The organism is Nocardia puris, from assembly GCF_003315035.1.
GTDB lineage: Bacteria > Actinomycetota > Actinomycetes > Mycobacteriales > Mycobacteriaceae > Nocardia > Nocardia puris.
In genome coordinates, this window is record NZ_QNRE01000014.1 from 62,784 (window position 1) to 78,656 (window position 15,873).

15 protein-coding genes are annotated in these 15,873 nt (G+C 71.4%); 7 read left to right on the forward strand and 8 right to left on the reverse strand.

Annotated elements, in window-relative coordinates; all coding sequences use genetic code 11:
* The first annotated feature begins 22 nt into the window (after positions 1–22).
* Positions 23–1,519: a flavin-containing monooxygenase gene (locus tag DFR74_RS27495; RefSeq protein WP_067514306.1), complete on the forward strand. Its 1,497-nt coding sequence runs from the start codon at positions 23–25 to the stop codon at positions 1,517–1,519.
* A 17-nt stretch (positions 1,520–1,536) separates the two neighbouring features.
* Here the strand turns inward: DFR74_RS27495 and DFR74_RS27500 are convergent, their stop codons facing one another.
* Positions 1,537–2,331 (reverse strand): helical backbone metal receptor, encoded by a 795-nt coding sequence (locus DFR74_RS27500; protein WP_369123287.1) that lies wholly within the window; start codon positions 2,329–2,331, stop codon positions 1,537–1,539.
* A complete protein-coding gene (locus DFR74_RS27505; RefSeq protein WP_113975318.1) occupies positions 2,328–2,855 on the reverse strand; it encodes a TetR/AcrR family transcriptional regulator in 528 nt (175 codons plus the stop codon). The genes DFR74_RS27500 and DFR74_RS27505 overlap by 4 nt, the downstream gene beginning before the upstream one ends.
* 90 nt (positions 2,856–2,945) lie before the next feature.
* On the opposite strand from DFR74_RS27505, the gene DFR74_RS27510 reads away from it, so the two are divergent.
* The gene (locus DFR74_RS27510; RefSeq protein ID WP_067514308.1) at positions 2,946–3,455 is read left to right on the forward strand and encodes an LIC_13387 family protein; all 510 of its coding nucleotides are present in this window, start codon (positions 2,946–2,948) and stop codon (positions 3,453–3,455) included.
* A gap of 261 nt (positions 3,456–3,716) precedes the next feature.
* On the opposite strand, the gene DFR74_RS27515 is transcribed toward DFR74_RS27510, so the two are convergent.
* Both DFR74_RS27515 and DFR74_RS27520 read right to left on the reverse strand, forming a co-directional pair.
* Positions 3,717–4,484, reverse strand: coding sequence for an SWIM zinc finger family protein (locus DFR74_RS27515; RefSeq protein ID WP_067514309.1), 768 nt, complete (start codon positions 4,482–4,484; stop codon positions 3,717–3,719).
* On the reverse strand, positions 4,481–7,267 hold the full coding sequence (locus DFR74_RS27520) for a DEAD/DEAH box helicase (protein ID WP_113975319.1): 2,787 nt from the start codon (positions 7,265–7,267) through the stop codon (positions 4,481–4,483). The genes DFR74_RS27515 and DFR74_RS27520 overlap by 4 nt, the downstream gene beginning before the upstream one ends.
* Before the next feature lie 231 nt (positions 7,268–7,498).
* On the opposite strand from DFR74_RS27520, the gene DFR74_RS27525 reads away from it, so the two are divergent.
* Both DFR74_RS27525 and DFR74_RS27530 read left to right on the forward strand, forming a co-directional pair.
* The gene (locus DFR74_RS27525; protein ID WP_067510490.1) at positions 7,499–7,861 is read left to right on the forward strand and encodes a hypothetical protein; all 363 of its coding nucleotides are present in this window, start codon (positions 7,499–7,501) and stop codon (positions 7,859–7,861) included.
* 113 nt (positions 7,862–7,974) lie between these two features.
* On the forward strand, positions 7,975–8,682 hold the full coding sequence (locus DFR74_RS27530) for an HNH endonuclease family protein (RefSeq protein WP_067510492.1): 708 nt from the start codon (positions 7,975–7,977) through the stop codon (positions 8,680–8,682).
* A gap of 150 nt (positions 8,683–8,832) precedes the next feature.
* On the opposite strand, the gene DFR74_RS27535 is transcribed toward DFR74_RS27530, so the two are convergent.
* On the reverse strand, positions 8,833–9,639 hold the full coding sequence (locus tag DFR74_RS27535) for a sulfurtransferase (protein WP_067510623.1): 807 nt from the start codon (positions 9,637–9,639) through the stop codon (positions 8,833–8,835).
* A 171-nt stretch (positions 9,640–9,810) separates the two neighbouring features.
* On the opposite strand from DFR74_RS27535, the gene DFR74_RS27540 reads away from it, so the two are divergent.
* The gene (locus DFR74_RS27540) at positions 9,811–11,019 is read left to right on the forward strand and encodes a benzoate/H(+) symporter BenE family transporter (RefSeq protein WP_067510495.1); all 1,209 of its coding nucleotides are present in this window, start codon (positions 9,811–9,813) and stop codon (positions 11,017–11,019) included.
* Here DFR74_RS27540 and DFR74_RS27545 read toward each other — a convergent pair.
* The 3 genes from DFR74_RS27545 to pdhA are packed head-to-tail and all read right to left on the reverse strand — an operon-like array spanning position 10,997 to position 14,388.
* Positions 10,997–12,280, reverse strand: a complete 1,284-nt coding sequence (locus DFR74_RS27545) for a dihydrolipoamide acetyltransferase family protein (RefSeq protein WP_067510625.1) — start codon at positions 12,278–12,280, stop codon at positions 10,997–10,999. The genes DFR74_RS27540 and DFR74_RS27545 overlap by 23 nt on opposite strands.
* A gap of 24 nt (positions 12,281–12,304) precedes the next feature.
* Positions 12,305–13,279: an alpha-ketoacid dehydrogenase subunit beta gene (locus DFR74_RS27550; RefSeq protein ID WP_067510496.1), complete on the reverse strand. Its 975-nt coding sequence runs from the start codon at positions 13,277–13,279 to the stop codon at positions 12,305–12,307.
* Complete coding sequence (pdhA, locus tag DFR74_RS27555) at positions 13,276–14,388, reverse strand: pyruvate dehydrogenase (acetyl-transferring) E1 component subunit alpha (protein WP_067510498.1); 1,113 nt, start codon at positions 14,386–14,388, stop codon at positions 13,276–13,278. The genes DFR74_RS27550 and pdhA overlap by 4 nt, the downstream gene beginning before the upstream one ends.
* A 136-nt stretch (positions 14,389–14,524) precedes the next feature.
* Here pdhA and DFR74_RS27560 point away from each other — a divergent pair, with 136 nt between their 5' ends.
* Together DFR74_RS27560 and DFR74_RS27565 are read left to right on the forward strand one after the other, a co-directional pair.
* On the forward strand, positions 14,525–15,019 hold the full coding sequence (locus DFR74_RS27560) for an Lrp/AsnC family transcriptional regulator (protein WP_067510500.1): 495 nt from the start codon (positions 14,525–14,527) through the stop codon (positions 15,017–15,019).
* Positions 15,020–15,064: 45 nt separating this feature from the next.
* Complete coding sequence (locus DFR74_RS27565; protein ID WP_067510502.1) at positions 15,065–15,868, forward strand: SDR family oxidoreductase; 804 nt, start codon at positions 15,065–15,067, stop codon at positions 15,866–15,868.
* Positions 15,869–15,873: the final 5 nt, after the last annotated feature.

Below are 15,873 nucleotides of genomic sequence, written 5' to 3' on the forward strand. Positions count from 1 at the left end.
CGGGCATCGGGAAGGAGCGACGATGACGTCCACCGATTCCCTGGACGGGCGCGCGTACGAGACCGTCATTGTCGGCGCCGGGTTCTCCGGAATCGGCGCCGCGATCAAACTGCGCGAGGCGGGCTTCGAGGATTTCGTGCTCCTCGACGACGCCGACGGCGTGGGCGGCACCTGGCACTGGAACACCTATCCCGGCGTGGCGGTGGACATTCCGTCGTTCAGCTATCAGTTCTCGTTCGATCAGCGCTCGGACTGGTCGCGGGTGTACGCGCCGGGCCGGGAGTTGAAGGCCTACGCCGAGTCCTGCGTCGACAAGCACGGCCTGCGCCCGCGCATCCACTTCGGCACCACCGTGACCAGAGCGGAGTTCGACGAGGGCCGCCGCGTGTGGGTGTTGCGCACCGAGGCAGGCGAGGAACTCACCGCGCGCTACGTGATCAGCGCGACCGGCGTGCTCACCCGCCCGAAACTGCCCGAGATCCCCGGCGCCGCCGACTTCGCCGGCCGCACCATGCACACCTCGCGCTGGGACCACGGGCAGAGCCTGCGCGGCAAGCGCGTGGCGATCATCGGGACGGGCGCGTCGGCGGTGCAGGTGATCCCGGAGATCGCGCCGGAGGTCGCGCACCTGACGGTGTTCCAGCGCACGCCGATCTGGTGCCTGCCGCGCCCCGACCTGCCGCTGCCCGCGCCGCTGCGCCTGGCGCTGCGGGTGCCGGGCAGCCGCACGGTGACCCGGCTGGTCAGCCAGACCTTCGTGGAGCTGACCTTCCCCGTCGCCGCGCACTACCACAGCTCGGTGCCCGCGGCCGCGCTCGGCGAACGGCTCGGGCTGGCCCACCTGCGTAGGCAGGTGCGCGACCCGGAGGTACGCGAAAAGCTCACGCCCCGTTACGCTCTCGGCTGCAAGCGGCCCAGCTTCTCCAACGACTACCTGGCCACGTTCAACCGCGAGAACGTCACCCTGGAGACCGATCCGATCGAGCGGATCACGCCGGAGGGCGTACGCACCGCGGCCACCGAGCACCCGGTCGACGTGATCATCTTCGCCACCGGGTTCAAGGTGATGGAGTCGGGCAACATGCCCACCTACGACCTGCGCGGCGTCGACGGGCGCGATCTCGAGAAGTGGTGGGACGAGCACCGGTTGCAGGCCTACGAGGGTGTGAGCGTGCCCGGCTTTCCGAATTTCTTCTCCGTGATGGGTCCCTACGGCTATAACGGGTCGTCGTATTTCGCGCTCATCGAGAACCAGGTGCGCCACATCCTGCGCTGTCTCACCCACGCCCGCGACGAGGGCGCGACCCTGGTCGAGGTCACCGAGGAGGCCAACGACCGGTTCTTCCGGGAGATGCTGGCGCGCCGCGGCGGGCAGGTGTTCTGGCAGGATTCGTGCGCGGTGTCCAACAGTTACTACTTCGACAAGCACGGGGACGTGCCGCTGCGGCCGTCCACGACCGTCGAAGCGGCTTGGCGCAGTGGGCATTTCGATCTGGACGACTACCGATTCGCGTCGTAGATCCTCGACGACAGGACCTAACCGCGCGGCGCGGCCGCCGCGATGCGCGCGGTCAGTTCGGCGCGGGCGGTGACCAAAGAGGGGCCGTACCAGGTGAGAAGGCGGCCGGGCACCAGGGCGACCGGGATGCCCGGGAAGGCTTCGGGGCCATCGTCTTCGGTGAAGACGTAGGGCTCGTCGGGCAGGACCGCGAGGTCGACTTCGCGGACCAGTTCGTCCTGGGTGAGGCGGGGGTAGCGGTCCGGGCGGTCGGCGTGCACCAGGCGCAATCCGAGGTGGCGGGCGAGGTCGCCGGTGAAGGTGTCACGGCCGACGACCATCCACGGGTCGCGCCACACGGGGATCACAGTGTTGCGCACCGGGGCGGAAGGTGTTTCCTTCCAAGACTTCTCAGCGACTGAGAGCCATTGGGGCGGTGCGACTCCCAGTGCGTCGGCGAAGAGACGGCCCAGCGAGTCGAATGCCTGCCGGAGGGTCTCGATCACGGTGACCCACACCGGGATTCCCGCCTCACGCAAGCGTTCCACGTCGAGTTTGCGATTCTCCTCGTGGTTGCACAGCACCAGATCGGGCGCGAGTTCCACGATGCGCCGCACGTTCGGGTTCTTGGTTCCGCGCACGCGCTCCACCGCGAGATCGGCCGGGTGCGTGCACCATTCGGTCGCGGCGACAAGCAGGTCCGGGCACGTCACGGCCAGGGACTCGGTCAACGACGGGACGAGCGACACCACCCGGCGCACGGGGCGCGCGATGCGGACCGCGGTGCCCATATCGTCGAGCATCGAAAGTTCTTCGCGCCGTGCGTGGTTCACGGCAGCACCTGGCTGTAGAGGACGCGGAGCTGTTCGGGCGGCACCTCCGGCAGGATATTGCCCGCGCCCAGCACGAGCAGGTACAGGATCTGCGCGGTCCGTTCGGCGGCGTCCGGTTCGTAGCCGTCCTCGGCGAGCAGTTCGCGCAGGAAAGCGAGGCGGGTCGCGTCGACGCGCTCCTTGGCGGCGGCCGCGACCGGATCGTCCAGCGCCCACGCGCGGACCGCGACCTCGAGGCGGGCCGGTTCGCCGTCGGCGAGCACCAGATCCATGAGCAGGTCGAGACGGCCGCGCGGAGCGAGGTGGTCGGCGGTGCGGACCTCGCGGATGTAGCGCAGCGTCTGCGCCTCTTCGAAGTGCGCGAGCAGCGCCTGCTTGAAGCCGGACATGCCGGCGAAGTGGTGGTAGAAGGACCCGGTGCTCAGACCGGTCTCGGCGACCAGGCGGTCGATGGTGAGCGCGGTCGGCCCCGCCGCGCCGAGGATCGTCAGTCCGGATGCCAGCCATGAGGTCTTGCCCGCCACGGCCGCCAGTCTATAACATAAATTTTGTTATGTACGCTGAATCCGAGCTTGTTCTGCAGGTAGTTCGGAAGCCCATCCCCGGAGGACGCCATGTCCGACTCATCCACCACCACCGTTCGCTGGGCGCTGCCCGCCCACACCGCGGGCGCCGCCCTGCTCGCCGTCATCGGCGTCGCGCATCTGCTGATGATCCACGTCTTCAACGGCGCCGACACCCCCGCCGAGGAGACCATCAACGAGCTGTCGAGGCAGGCGACCACGCCCATGTTCGAGGGCGGGCGGGAGGTCACCGTGTTCGGTCTCAACACCGGTTACAGCGTCGGCATGGCCGTGTTCGCCATCCTGTTCGCGCTGCTCGCCATGGTCGCGGCGCGCGCCGCGCCGCAGCTGCTGGGGCGCTGGTCGCCGTTCAACGCGCTGTGTTTCGCGGCCGCGGGCGCGACGTTCTGGATCGCCTGCCTCTACTTCCCCGAGCCCGTCATCGTCTTCGCCGGACTGGCCACGCTGTGCTTCGCGGCCGTCCTGGTGGCAGGGCAGCACAAGGGCAGTGGGCGGACAGCGCTCGGGCGTATCCCCGAGCCCGCCGCCGGCGCACACTGAAAGTGGCACCCGGCGCCGAGACGCACCGGCCACCAGCGCCCCGGGCGGGATCCGCCCGACGATGCCCGGCGGCGCGGCCGGCCTCGTTGCCGGGTGCCTGCCATTTCCCGCGCCACCGTCCGCCCCCGCGACCCGCAGACCGCGGGGCGGAACAGCCGGGCGATCCGCTCGGTCGTCGGACACCAGTGCGCCCGCCGACCGAGCGCGGATCGAATTCCCTTGGTGCGCAGCGCCTTTCCGGCGCTCGTCGGCGAGTCCGGCTCAGCGGCGCAAACGTTCGTACAGCGCGTCGAGTTCGCGGGCGCCGGTGGCCGCCACCGACTCCTCCTCGGCGCTCGTGCGCAACGCCTTGCGCAACAACACCGGGTCCAGATCGTCTACCGCCGAACGGTATTCGACCTTCGGGAGGTCGGGCGGCACCAGCTCGTCACCGTACAGATCCGCCGCCACGGCGTCGGGGGATTCGCGTTCGATGCCCGCGATGAGGGTGTCCAGATCGAGTCCGCGCAACGTCAGGATCTCGCGCGGGCGCTCGTCGAGGCGTTCGGCCACCAGGTAGCAGACCGCGGCCACGTGCTTGCACGGCCAGCCGGGATCGGGACACGAACAGCTGAAGTCCAATTCGGCGGCGGTGGTGGGCAGCAGGTGCGGGCCCAGTTCCGGCGGCAGCTCGCCCGACGCGATCGCCGCAAGCATGCCCGGCGCACCCCGGATGGCGTCGATCAGCAGTTCCACTTCCTCGGCGCGCAACGGCCGCACCGCGAACACCGACGTGAACGGACGCGGTTGGCTCCCTTGCACTTCCGCGACCACCGCGCCCGGCTCGATCCGGTAGTTCACCACCTGCCCCGACCGCGCGTACGTGCGCCCGCGCGCCAGCCGGCCCGGCTCGGCCATCGCCTCCACGGCGTCGATCAGCGCCTTGCCCCACCAGGTGCGCCCGAAACCGCCGCGGCGGCTCTTGGCCGCCACACCGCCGCGCACCGGCCTGCGCTTGCCGTACTTGCCGAAATCGTCGAAATCGTTCACTCCCCCACCGCCTCCGTGCCGAGGGTGAACAGGTCGCGCAGGTCGTCGGTGCTGAGCTCGGTGATCCAGTTCTCCCCCGCGCCCACCGCCAGATCGGCGAGGCGGCGTTTGCCGTTGATCATCTCGTCGATCCGCTCCTCGATGGTGTCCACGCACACCAGCTTGCGCACCTGCACCGCACGCCGCTGACCGATGCGGAACACCCGGTCGGTGGCCTGGTTCTCCACGGCCGGATTCCACCAGCGATCCAGGTGCACCACATGATTGGCGGCCGTGAGGTTCAACCCGGTGCCACCGGCCTTGAGCGACAACAACATCAGCGGCGGACCGTCCTCGGACTGGAACCCGGTGACCATCTCGTCGCGGCGGCGCTTGTCCACGCCGCCGTGCAGGAACGGCACCCGCGCGCCGAAACGCTCGGTCAGATACGGCGTGATCAGCTCGCCGAACTCGCGGAACTGAGTGAACAGCAATGCCTTCTCGCCGTCGGCGAGCACCGCGTCGAGCACGTCCTCCACCAGCGCCAGCTTGCCGGAGCGATGCCTGCCCCGCCCCAGCACGCCCGACCCGTCGCCGAGGAAGTGCGCCGGATGGTTGCACACCTGCTTCAGCCTGGTCAGCGCGCCGAGCACGGCGCCCTTGCGCGCCATGCCTTTCGCGCTCTCGAGCTTGTCCAGCATGTCCTCGACCACCGCCTGATACAGCGCGGCCTGCTCGACGGTGAGATTGGCGCGGACGGTCATCTCCAGCTTCTCCGGCAGGTCCTCGATGACCGCCGGATCGGTCTTCACCCGGCGCAGCACGAACGGCTTCGTCACGAAACGCAGTCGCGCCAGCGCGTTCTGGTCGCCTTCGCGTTCGATCGGCACGGCGAAGCGCGCGCGGAAGGTCTGCGGGCTGCCGAGCAGTTTCGGCATCGCGAAATCGAGCAAGGCGCGCAGTTCCTCCAACCGGTTCTCGACGGGAGTTCCGGTGAGCGCCAACCGATGTCGCGCGCGCAACGCGCGGGCGGCGCGCGCTTGCCTGGTGCCCGCGTTCTTGATGTGCTGCGCCTCGTCCAGTACGACGCGTTCCCAGTCGCGTCCGCTCAGTTCCTCGAAATCCCTGGCCAGCAAGGAATACGTGGTGAGCACCAGGTCGGCCTCGCCCACGGCGGCGGCGAAATCCTCCCCCGTGCGCCGACCCGACCCGTGATGCACGAGCACGCGCAGGCCGGGGGCGAAGCGCTCCGCCTCGCGCTGCCAGTTGCCCACCACCGACATCGGGCACACCAGCAGCGTGGGACCCACTGCCTCCGTGGCGTTCTCGCGTTCGTGGACGAGCAGCGCGAGCACCTGCACCGTCTTGCCGAGGCCCATGTCGTCGGCGAGGATCGCGCCGCACCCGATGCGGCTCATGGTGGCCAGCCAGGTCAGGCCGCGCCGCTGGTACGGGCGCAACTGCGCTTTGAGGCCGCCCGGGGCGGGGACGGGCGCGCGATCGCGGTCGGCGTCGAGCAGGTCGGCGACCCAACCGGAGGCGGTGACCTCGGTGATCGGCACGCGGTCGACGCGGTCGGTGGCGAGGCGGCCGATCATGTCGGCGAGGGTGATCGGGGAGTCGTCGGTGTGCGCGGCGACGTAGCGGGCGGCCGCGGCCAGCGCCTTGTGGTCGGCCTGCACCCACTCCCCGCGCAGGCGCACCAGATCGGACTTCGCGCGGATCAGCCGGGCCATCTCGGCCGGGCTGAGCACGTGGCCGCCGAGCGCCAATTCCCAACGGTAACGGACCAATCCGCGCATCCCGACCGTGCTCTCGGCGGCCGGGACCGCGCTCTCCACGCGCAGCCGCAGCGACGGTTCGGTGATGTTCCACGCGCGCGGCAGCAGCAAGCGCACGCCCGCCTCCTGGAGGGCGTGCACGCCGTGGGCGACCAGGTCGGCCACCACCGCGGTGGGGAGCAGCAGATCCATGCTGTACGGGTCGCCGGGGAGGTCGCGCAGCCGCGGGTAGGCGCGCTGGGCGGCGCCGAGTTTGTCGACGGCGGTGCGGATGAGGGCCGGGTCGCCGTTGAGCGGAACCGGGGTGGGCGCCTCGCCCTCGACGCGCAGGCACACTTCCAGCCGCCACAGCGGCGGGTCGTCCTCGGCGGCGGGTTCACCGTCGGGTTCGCACAGGCGCAGGACCAGTTCGGGTTCGTCGGCGGTGAGGCTGGTGCGCCAGCGTTCCAGGGTGTCGGCGAGCTGGTGGCTGCCCGAGTCCAGCGGCTGGTCGCCGACCAGGGCCGCGAGCAGCGGGTGGACGGGGGGTGGGGCGTCGGCCAGTTCGCGGGCGATCGGGTCGGTGAGTTCGGCGACCAAGTCGGCGAGCACCGCCGCCGGACGCCCCGCCACCGCGAGCGCCGGCGGCGCCACGGCCGCGAGTTCGGCGAGCCAGGCCCGCTGCCGCGCGCCGCCGACCAGGCGCCACCGCACCCACCACTGCCCGTCGGCGCGGCGCAGTTCGGGGACGACGCGGCCCGCGCGCGCCCAGCGCTCGATGCCGCGCGCGACGTGGGCCAGGAAGCGCAGGTCACCCGCGACGCTCTCGGCCGGAAGACGCTGGAGCAGGGCGTTCGCCGCGGCCGCGGGAGCCATCGCGAGGGCAGGGACCTCGGCCGGACCTTGCGGCGTCAGCACCTCGGCGCGGTGCCGGAAGCGCGCGGTGCGCAGCCGGGCGCCCAGCGGGTCGGGCACACCGGCGGGCACCTCGCCCTCGGTCCACAGCAGCAGACCGGACCCGGGAGACCACAGTCCGTGCAGCATCCATCCATCCAAGCAGGCCGGTCCGACACCGCCGTACGGCCGGCGTATCCGGCGGGCGCGGTCTTCGTCGTCGCGGACCGCCGGAATTCACGGCCACCGCTGCACGGGGCAGGACGATTTCCGGTGGGCGGCGCGGCGGTCGCCAAGCGGGCGAAAGTGGAACATACTGGGGTAATTGCTGGTCACGAGTCGTAATCCGCAGCAAGCTTCTAGGAAGCGGAGGGCAGCAGCATGACGATTCTGCTCCAGGTACTCGAGCAGAGCTTCACGCCGACCACGCCGTGGGAGCGCCGAAAATTCACCTTCGTCGACGCGGGGAAGATCGTCGGCATGCGGCTGGACGGACAGTCCGGCGTGTGGCTGGATCTCTCGCGCCCCGGTGAATCCCAGCGCCTGGCCCGCACCCTCGATCCGCGTGAGGCGGTCACGTTCCTGCTCACCACGTTCGCCAAGATCGCCGAGTGCGAGGAGCGCGGCGGTTCCTGGCTGATCGGGCACGACGGCGTGCACACCGAATCGATCGCGGCGACCAGATTCCCACCGCGCGCGAGCGAGATCGCGGGAGATGATCTGCTGGCGCGGGCCTGGTTGTGAGGGGCGCGAGGTAGGGCCGCTGCGGCGTGGCGTGGGCGGCGTGTCCGGCGTGCCGTGGGGCGCCACGCCGGAGGCGGCCGTCCTTGTCGGGGTGCGCGTGTAGAACTGGCTGCGTGCGCCCGGTTCTCGCCCGTCTGTTCGCCGTGCTGGTCACGGTGGTGCTGGGTGCTGCCGGGTGCGCCTGGTGGGACGGGGCGTGGGTGACGCCCGCGCCGGGAAGTCCCACACGGGCGCAGGTGGAGGGGTTGCTGGCGGGGGTGCGGGTGGTGGAGAAGCGGGTTCGGCCCGGCGGGTACGAGAGGGGGTGCCGGTCGGGGCAGGGGTGTGTGTTCGGCCCGTCGTGGTCCGACGATCACGACGCGCCGGGCGGGCACGACGGCTGCGACACCCGCAATAACGTGCTCGCCGCCCAACTGCGCGAGGTGCGGTTCCGGCCGGGCACCCGCGACTGCGTGGTCGAATCGGGCACCTTCCACGACCCCTACACCGGCGACGCCGTTACATTCGACAAGTCCCGCGCCCGCGAGGTCGAGATCGACCATCTCTTCCCGCTGGCAGCCGCCTGGGATCTCGGCGCCTCCACCTGGCCCCCGGCCCGGCGCCGGGCGTTCGCCAACGACATGGAGACCAACCTCGTGGCCACCACCGCCTCGGTCAACCGAGACAAAGGCGACCGCACCCCCGCCGACTGGCTACCACCTTCCCGCCCCAACCACTGCTACTTCGCCGGCCGCTACCTCACCGTCGCCACCCGCTACGACCTCCCCCTCACCACCGCCGACCACGAAGCCCTCACCAAGGTCGCCCGCACCTGCCCCTGACGCCGCAGAGCGGGGCATCCAACGCCCACCGCCGGCACCAGGTTCAGCCGCGCCCCTCGCGGCCATTCGCACGTCTGATTCATCAGATCTCCGCAGGTCACCACCGACCCCTCGCACGACCCGCGGCGATTGGCCCCTTATTCACCTCGGTCAGTCGCCGGTGGCTACGGGACGTTTCGGGTCGTTGGACCATTGGGACCACGAGCCCGGGTAGAGGGTGGCGGGGATGCCGGCGGACTCGAGGGCGGCGATCTGATGGGCGGCGGTGACGCCGGAGCCGCAATAGACGGCGATGGGGCCCGGGGTGAACGGGGCGAAGCGGGTGCGGAGGGCTTCGGCGGGGAGGAACTTGCCATCTGCATCGAGGTTTTCGGAGGTGGGGGCGCTGCGGGCGCCGGGGATGTGGCCGGCTTTGGGGTCGATGGGTTCGACCTCGCCCCGGTAGCGTTCGGCGGCGCGGGCGTCGAGGACCACACCGGGCCAGGTGGCGACGGCGTCGGCGTCGGCGACGGGCATACCACCCGCGCGCAGTTCCACGTCGCCCGGTTCGGGGTCGGACTCGGCGCCGGTGGCGAGGTCGCCGCCCGCGACGGTCCACGCGGGCAGGCCGCCGTCGAGAATGCGGACGTCGGCCAGGCCGCCCCAGCGCAACAGCCACCAGGCGCGCGCCGCTGCCATCCCACCGGTCGCGTCGTAGACGACCACCGGATCGCCGGCACGGATCCCCCAGGAGCGCGCGCACTTCTCCAGGTGCGTGATGTCGGGCAGCGGGTGGCGGCCGCGCGCGGGCGAGGGCGGCGCGGCGAGTTCGGTCTCCAGGTCCACGAACACCGCGCCGGGGATGTGCCCGGCCAGGTAGTGCTGCGGACCGTCCGGATCACCCAGCGCCCACCGCACGTCCAGCAGGCGGAACTTCTTGTCCGCCAACGCTTCCCGAAGTTCTTCCGCAGAGATCAGTACCGCGCCCAACCCAGCTCCTAGTCCAGTCCCGTACGCGCGCCGACCCGTCCACCCTACGCATCGGGGACCGGTCGCGCGGGCACTCCGCCGCATACCCACTCCCCCATTCGGTCCAGTTTCGGCGCACTGGCAGGCGACAGCGCTCCCCCACGGCGGCAGGATGCGGCAATGACCGAAGTTTCGTCGCCGACGCGCGCGCCGGAGGAGGAGCGCGCCGGGCTCGCGCAGGCGATCGGGGCGGGGGCCGTGACGGCGCTCGTCGGGTTCGCCAGTTCGTTCGCGGTGGTGCTGGCCGGGCTCAGCGCGGTGGGCGCGACGCCCGCGCAGGCCGCGTCCGGCTTGCTCGCGCTCTGCGTCACACAAGGCGTCGGCATCGTGGTGCTGAGCGTGCGGTACCGGATGCCGATCACGCTGGCGTGGTCGACGCCGGGCGCGGCGCTGCTGGCGGGGACCGGCGCGGTGGCGGGCGGGTGGCAGGCCGCGCTCGGCGCGTTCGCGTTGACCGGCGCGCTGTTCGTGCTGACCGGTCTGTGGCGGCGGCTGGGCGACCTGATCGCGGCCATTCCGGTGGAGATCGCGCAGGCAATGCTGGCCGGGGTGCTGCTGCCGATGTGCCTGGCGCCGGTCCGTGCGCTGCCGGTGAGCCCCGCCGTGGTGATCCCGGTGATCCTCGTGTGGCTGGTCCTGCGGCGGTTCGCGCCGACGTGGGCGGTGATCGGGGCGTTCGCCGTGGCGACCGTCGGCGCGGGCGTCGGCATCGCGGCCGGCCACCACGACCTCGACCTCGCCGCGATGGCCCCGACGGTGGACATCGCCGCGCCGCACTGGAGTTGGCAGGCGATGATCGGCATCGCCGTCCCGCTCTACATCGTCACCATGGCCTCGCAGAACATCCCGGGCGCGGCGGTGATGCGCTCGTTCGGCTACGCGGTGCCGTGGCGCGCGGCGATGACCGTCACCGGTCTGGGCACCCTCGCGGGCGCGCCGGCCGGTGGGCACGCCATCAACCTGGCCGCCATCAGCGCCGCCCTCGCGGCCGGGCCCTCGGCCCATCCCGATCCGCGCCGCCGCTGGGTGGCCGCCTGCACGGCGGGCGCGACCTACCTGGTGCTGGGGCTCGGATCGGCCGCACTGGTCACGCTGGTGGCGGCGGCGCCGGAGGGCACCGTCGAAACCGTCGCGGGCCTGGCCCTGCTCGGCGTGCTGGCGTCCGCGCTCGCCGGTGCGCTGTCGGCCGAACGGCATCGCGAGGCGGGCATCGTCACGTTCCTGATCGCCGCCTCCGGAGTGGCGTTCCTCGGCATCGGCGCGGCGTTCTGGGCGCTGGTCGCGGGGCTGGCGGTCCGCCGGGTGCTCACGCGCGACCGAGCAGGGTGAGCGGGTCCTCCAGCAACTCCCCGACCGTCGCCAGGAAGCGGGCGGCGAGTTCGCCGTCGATGAGCCGATGGTCGAAGCTGAGGCCGAGCGTGGTGACCCACCGCACGGCGAGCTCGTCGCGCACGACCCAGGGCCGCCGCCGGATCGCGCCGAGGCACAGGATCGCCGACTCCCCCGGATTGACCAGCGGCACACCCACATCCACGCCGAACACCCCGACGTTGGTGAGCGTGAACGTCCCGCCGCGCAGGTCGACGGGCGTCGCCTTCCCGGAACGCGCGGTCTCGGCGAGCCAGCCGATCTCCCGGCAGAGTTCGCGCAGTGAAAGCGACTGCGCCTCTTTGAGATTCGGCACCAACAGGCCGCGATCGGTGGCGACGGCGATCCCCAGGTTCACGTAGTGCCTGGTGACGATCTCCTGCGCGGCCTCGTCCCAGAAGGCGTTCACACCAGGGTATTCCGCGATCGCGGCCAAGGTCGCCTTCGCCACCAGTGCCAGCGGAGTGAGCGTCAGCTCAGCGAAGGACGCGGTACTGCGCAGGTGGTCGAGCAACTCCATCGAGGCCGTCACATCGACGGTGACGAACGCGCTCGCCTGCGGAATCTGCCTGGCACTGGCGGTCATCGCGGCGGCGGTGCGCTTGCGGACACCGGTGATCGGCGTGCGCTCCTCGCGCGCGGCGGGCCGGATCACCCCGGCGCCCCGGTTCTCCGCGACGGAGGTCTCCACGACGGCATTTCCGCTCACCTTGGCCGGGGTGCCGGGCGGTGACACCGGCACCGCGCCCCGCACGTCCTCGACCGTCACCGCGCCGTCCGGTCCGGAGCCGGCCACGAACCACAGGTCGATGCCGAGTTCCTTGGCCAGTTTCCGCGCGGCCGGTGTGGCGGCGGCGCGCGCTCCCTCGCTGCGAGGCTGCACCGGCGCCGCACGCCGTCGCGACACCGTCTCCTCCTCGGGCCCATAGCCGACCAGCACCGCCGTGCGCCCGTCGCTCTCCGGCGCGGCCGCCACGCGCACGCGAATCAGCGGCTCCCCCACTGGCACGGTCTGCCCGGGCTCCACCAGCAGTTCCTCGACCCGCCCGGCGAACGGCGACGGCAGCGCGACCACCGCCTTGGCCGTCTCCACTTCCGCGATGGTCTGATTCAGCTCGACGGTGTCGCCCACGCCGACCGACCACGACACGAGTTCGGCGTCGGCGAGCCCCTCCCCCAGATCCGGTAGCCGGAACTCCAGGACGTGAGCGTCGTCGTCCACGTGCACACCTCTCGGATCGGGCCGTCAGGCGGCGAGCGTTCGATCGACCGCGGCGAGGACGCGATCGGGATCGGGCAGATGGTGCTTCTCGAGCTTAGCCGGGGGGTAGGGGATGTCGAACCCGCCGACGCGCAGCACCGGCGCCTCCAGCTGATAGAAGCAGCGCTCGGTGACGCGCGCCGCGATCTCCGCGCCGAGCCCGGCGAACACCGGCGCCTCGTGCACCACGACGAGCCTGCCGGTCTTGGCGACCGACGCTTCGACGGTCTCGAAGTCGATCGGCGAGAGGCTGCGCAGATCTATCACCTCGATCGAATGTCCCTCCTCGGCAGCGATTTTCGCCGAGGCCACAGCCGTCGCGACCGTGCCGCCGTAGGCGACGAGCGTGGCGTCGGTACCCGGGACGCAGACGCGCGCCCGGTCCAGCGGCAGGTCGGGCTCGGCGTCGAAATCGACCTCCGCCTTGTCCCAGTAGCGGCGCTTGGGCTCGAAGAAGATCACCGGATCGTCCAGCGAGATCGCCTGCCGCACCATGTGATACGCGTCGGCGGGCGAACTCGGCGACACCACGCGCAGTCCGGCGGTGTGCGCGAAGTACACCTCGGGCGACTCGGAATGGTGCTCCACGGAACCGATTCCGCCGCCGAACGGGATGCGGATGGTCAGTGGCGCGGTCACCTTGCCGCCCGTGCGGTAGTGGATCTTGGCCACCTGGGAGACGATCTGGTCGAACGCGGGATACACGAACCCGTCGAACTGGATCTCGCACACGGGCCGATAGCCGCGCAGCGCCATGCCGAAAGCCGTTCCCACGATGCCGGATTCGGCCAACGGCGTGTCGACCACCCGGTTGTCGCCGAAATCCTTCTGAAGGGTGTCGGTGACGCGGAAGACACCGCCGAGTCTGCCGATGTCCTCGCCCATCAGGACGACCTTCGGATCGTCCTCCAGCGCGCGGCGCAGACCCGCGTTGAGGGCATGGGCGAACGTGGTGATCACGACCGGACTCCTTCTCCTCGCGCGGGTACCTCCCCGGGGTCGCCGGTGAGGTACTCCGCGTATTCCCGGCGCTGCTCGGTGAGCGGCGCGTGCGGGGTGGCGTAGACGTGGTCGAACAGCGCCGACGGCGCGGGGTCGGGCATCTCGACCGTGGCGGTGCGCAGTTCGTGCGCCACGGCGTCGGCGCGCTCGCGCACCGCGCTCTCGAAAGCGCTGTCCCACAGGTCTTCCCGCTCCAGCAGGCGGCGTACGCGGTCGATCGGATCGCGGCGCTTCCACTCCTCGGTCTCGGCGGCCGAGCGGTAGCGGGTGGGGTCGTCGGCGGTGGTGTGCGGGCCCATGCGGTAGGTGAGGGCCTCGATGAGCGACGGGCCGCCGCCGGCGCGGGCGCGCGCCACGGCCTGCCGGGTGACGGCGAGCACCGCGAGCACGTCGTTGCCGTCGACCTGGACGCCGGGCATGCCGTAGCCGTAGGCGCGGCGCACGATCGGCGTGGCGCTCTGCACGCGGACCGGCGCGCTGATGGCCCAGTGGTTGTTCTGGCAGAAGAACACGACCGGCGCGCTCCAGCTCGCGGCGAACACCATCGCCTCGGCCATATCGCCCTGGCTGCTCGCGCCGTCGCCGAAGTAGGCGACGGTGGCGATCTCCGCGCCGTCGAGGTGGGCGGCGTAGGCGTAGCCCGTGGCGTGCAGGCCCTGCGCGCCGACCACGATGTTCGGGTTGGTCATGTTGACCGCGTCCGGGTCCCAGCAGTGATGCGCGACCCCGCGCCACAGCCGGGTGAGATCGCGCGGCGCGACACCGCGGCAGTACGCCACCGCGGTCTCGCGATAGCTGCAGAACACGTAGTCGTCGGGGTGCAGGGCGCGCGCCGACCCCACCTGGGCGGCTTCCTGGCCGAGCATCGGCGGCCACAGCCCGAGCTGGCCCTGGCGTTGCAGGGCGGTTGCCTCGGTGTCGATGCGGCGGGTGACGACCAGGTCCTCGTAGAGGCCGCGCAGCCGGTCGGGGCCGATGTCGGCAACCAGCGCGGCGTGTTCGCGGTCCAGGACGCGGCGGCCGTCGGGCTGCACCAGCTGCACCGGGTACGCGGGCTTCTCGACCATCGTGGATCGCCTCCTCCACCGGGTGCATGTGTCCTACCTCACAGCATCCACGCGAAAGCGGACTGCGCAAGTGGCCTCCGGGCGGATGGGCAGAATGCTCAAATCCGACCGCCCGTGTGGTGCCATACTGCGTTGTATGCCCAGTAAAGACCCCGCCGAGGCGACATTGGACGCCACCGACGCCCGCCTGTTGCTCGAACTGGTCGCCAACCCGCGCGCGACCGGCGTGGAGCTGGCCAATCGCCTCGGACTCTCCCGCAACACCGTGCAGGCGCGCCTGTCGCGCTGGGAGTCCAGCGGCGTGCTCGGCAGCTTCGAACAGCGGGTGCGCCCGCGCGCGCTCGGCTACCCGCTGGCGGCCTTCGTGGCGGTGGTCGTCGACCAGCACCGCCTCGACTCGGTGGTCGACGAACTCGCCGAGGTCCCGGAGGTCACCGAGGTCTGCGGTATGACCGGCCTGACCGACCTCACCGTCCGCGTGGTCGCCAGGGACGCCGACGACCTCTACCGCATCGCGGGCCAGATCCTGAAGATCCCCGGCGTGGAGCGCACCAATATGGCGCTGGTCATGCGCGAACTCGTCGGCCCGCGCACCGCGCCGCTCCTCGACCGCCTCGCCGGCTCGAACTGACGCGCGGGGCCGCCCGGACCGGAGCGGTCCTACTACTGTCGGGGCATGGAGACTTCGGGCAAGGTCGCGATCGTCACGGGGGCGGGGGCCGGCATCGGGGCGGCGCTGGCGCGACGGCTGGTCGACGGCGGGGCGCGGGTCGTGGTGGCGGACCTGAACGCGGACGCCGCCGCCGAGGTGGCCGGCGGGATCGGGGCGAACGCCGTCGCGGTGGGCGGCGATGTGGCCGACGAGCAGGTGATCCTGGCGTTGATCGAACGCGCCGAGGCCGAATTCGGGCCCGTGGACCTGTATTTCGCGAACGCGGGAATCGGGGGCGGGCCCGGACTGGAGAGCACCGACGAGCAGTGGTCGGCGGCGCTCGAGGTGAACGTGCTGGCCCACGTGCGCGCGGCCCGACTGCTGGTGCCTGGCTGGGTGGAGCGGGGCGCCGGGTACTTCGTGACGACCGCGTCGGCCGCCGGGCTGCTCACTCAGATCGGTTCCGCGCCGTACTCGGTGACCAAGCACGCCGCCGTGGGTTTCGCGGAGTGGCTCTCGGTCACCTACGGCGACAAGGGCATTCGGGTCAGCTGCGTGTGCCCGATGGGCGTGGACACGAAACTCCTGAGCGGCGACCTGATTCCGGACGACGCGGAAGCCGCCGCCCTCGCGATCAAGGCCGTGACGACGGCGGGTGCGGTGCTCACCCCGGAGCGCGTGGCCGAGGACATCGTCGACGGCGTCGCCGACGAACGGTTCCTGATCCTGCCGCACCCCGAAGTGCTCGACATGTACCGGTTCAAGGGCTCGGACTACGACCGCTGGCTCGCGGGGATGCGCCGCTTCCAGGACGCGCTGCGCGGGTGAGCCGC

What these genes read in the sequence shown, in the direction of transcription:
- pdhA (WP_067510498.1), bottom strand. Translation starts at nt 14,388, where the DNA reads ATGGTCGAGAAGCCCGCGTACCCGGTGCAGCTGGTGCAGCCCGACGGC.
- DFR74_RS27520 (WP_113975319.1), bottom strand. Translation starts at nt 7,267, where the DNA reads ATGCTGCACGGACTGTGGTCTCCCGGGTCCGGTCTGCTGCTGTGGACC.
- DFR74_RS27525 (WP_067510490.1), top strand. Translation starts at nt 7,499, where the DNA reads ATGACGATTCTGCTCCAGGTACTCGAGCAGAGCTTCACGCCGACCACG.
- DFR74_RS27510 (WP_067514308.1), top strand. Translation starts at nt 2,946, where the DNA reads ATGTCCGACTCATCCACCACCACCGTTCGCTGGGCGCTGCCCGCCCAC.
- DFR74_RS27565 (WP_067510502.1), top strand. Translation starts at nt 15,065, where the DNA reads ATGGAGACTTCGGGCAAGGTCGCGATCGTCACGGGGGCGGGGGCCGGC.
- DFR74_RS27495 (WP_067514306.1), top strand. Translation starts at nt 23, where the DNA reads ATGACGTCCACCGATTCCCTGGACGGGCGCGCGTACGAGACCGTCATT.
- DFR74_RS27560 (WP_067510500.1), top strand. Translation starts at nt 14,525, where the DNA reads ATGCCCAGTAAAGACCCCGCCGAGGCGACATTGGACGCCACCGACGCC.
- DFR74_RS27540 (WP_067510495.1), top strand. Translation starts at nt 9,811, where the DNA reads ATGACCGAAGTTTCGTCGCCGACGCGCGCGCCGGAGGAGGAGCGCGCC.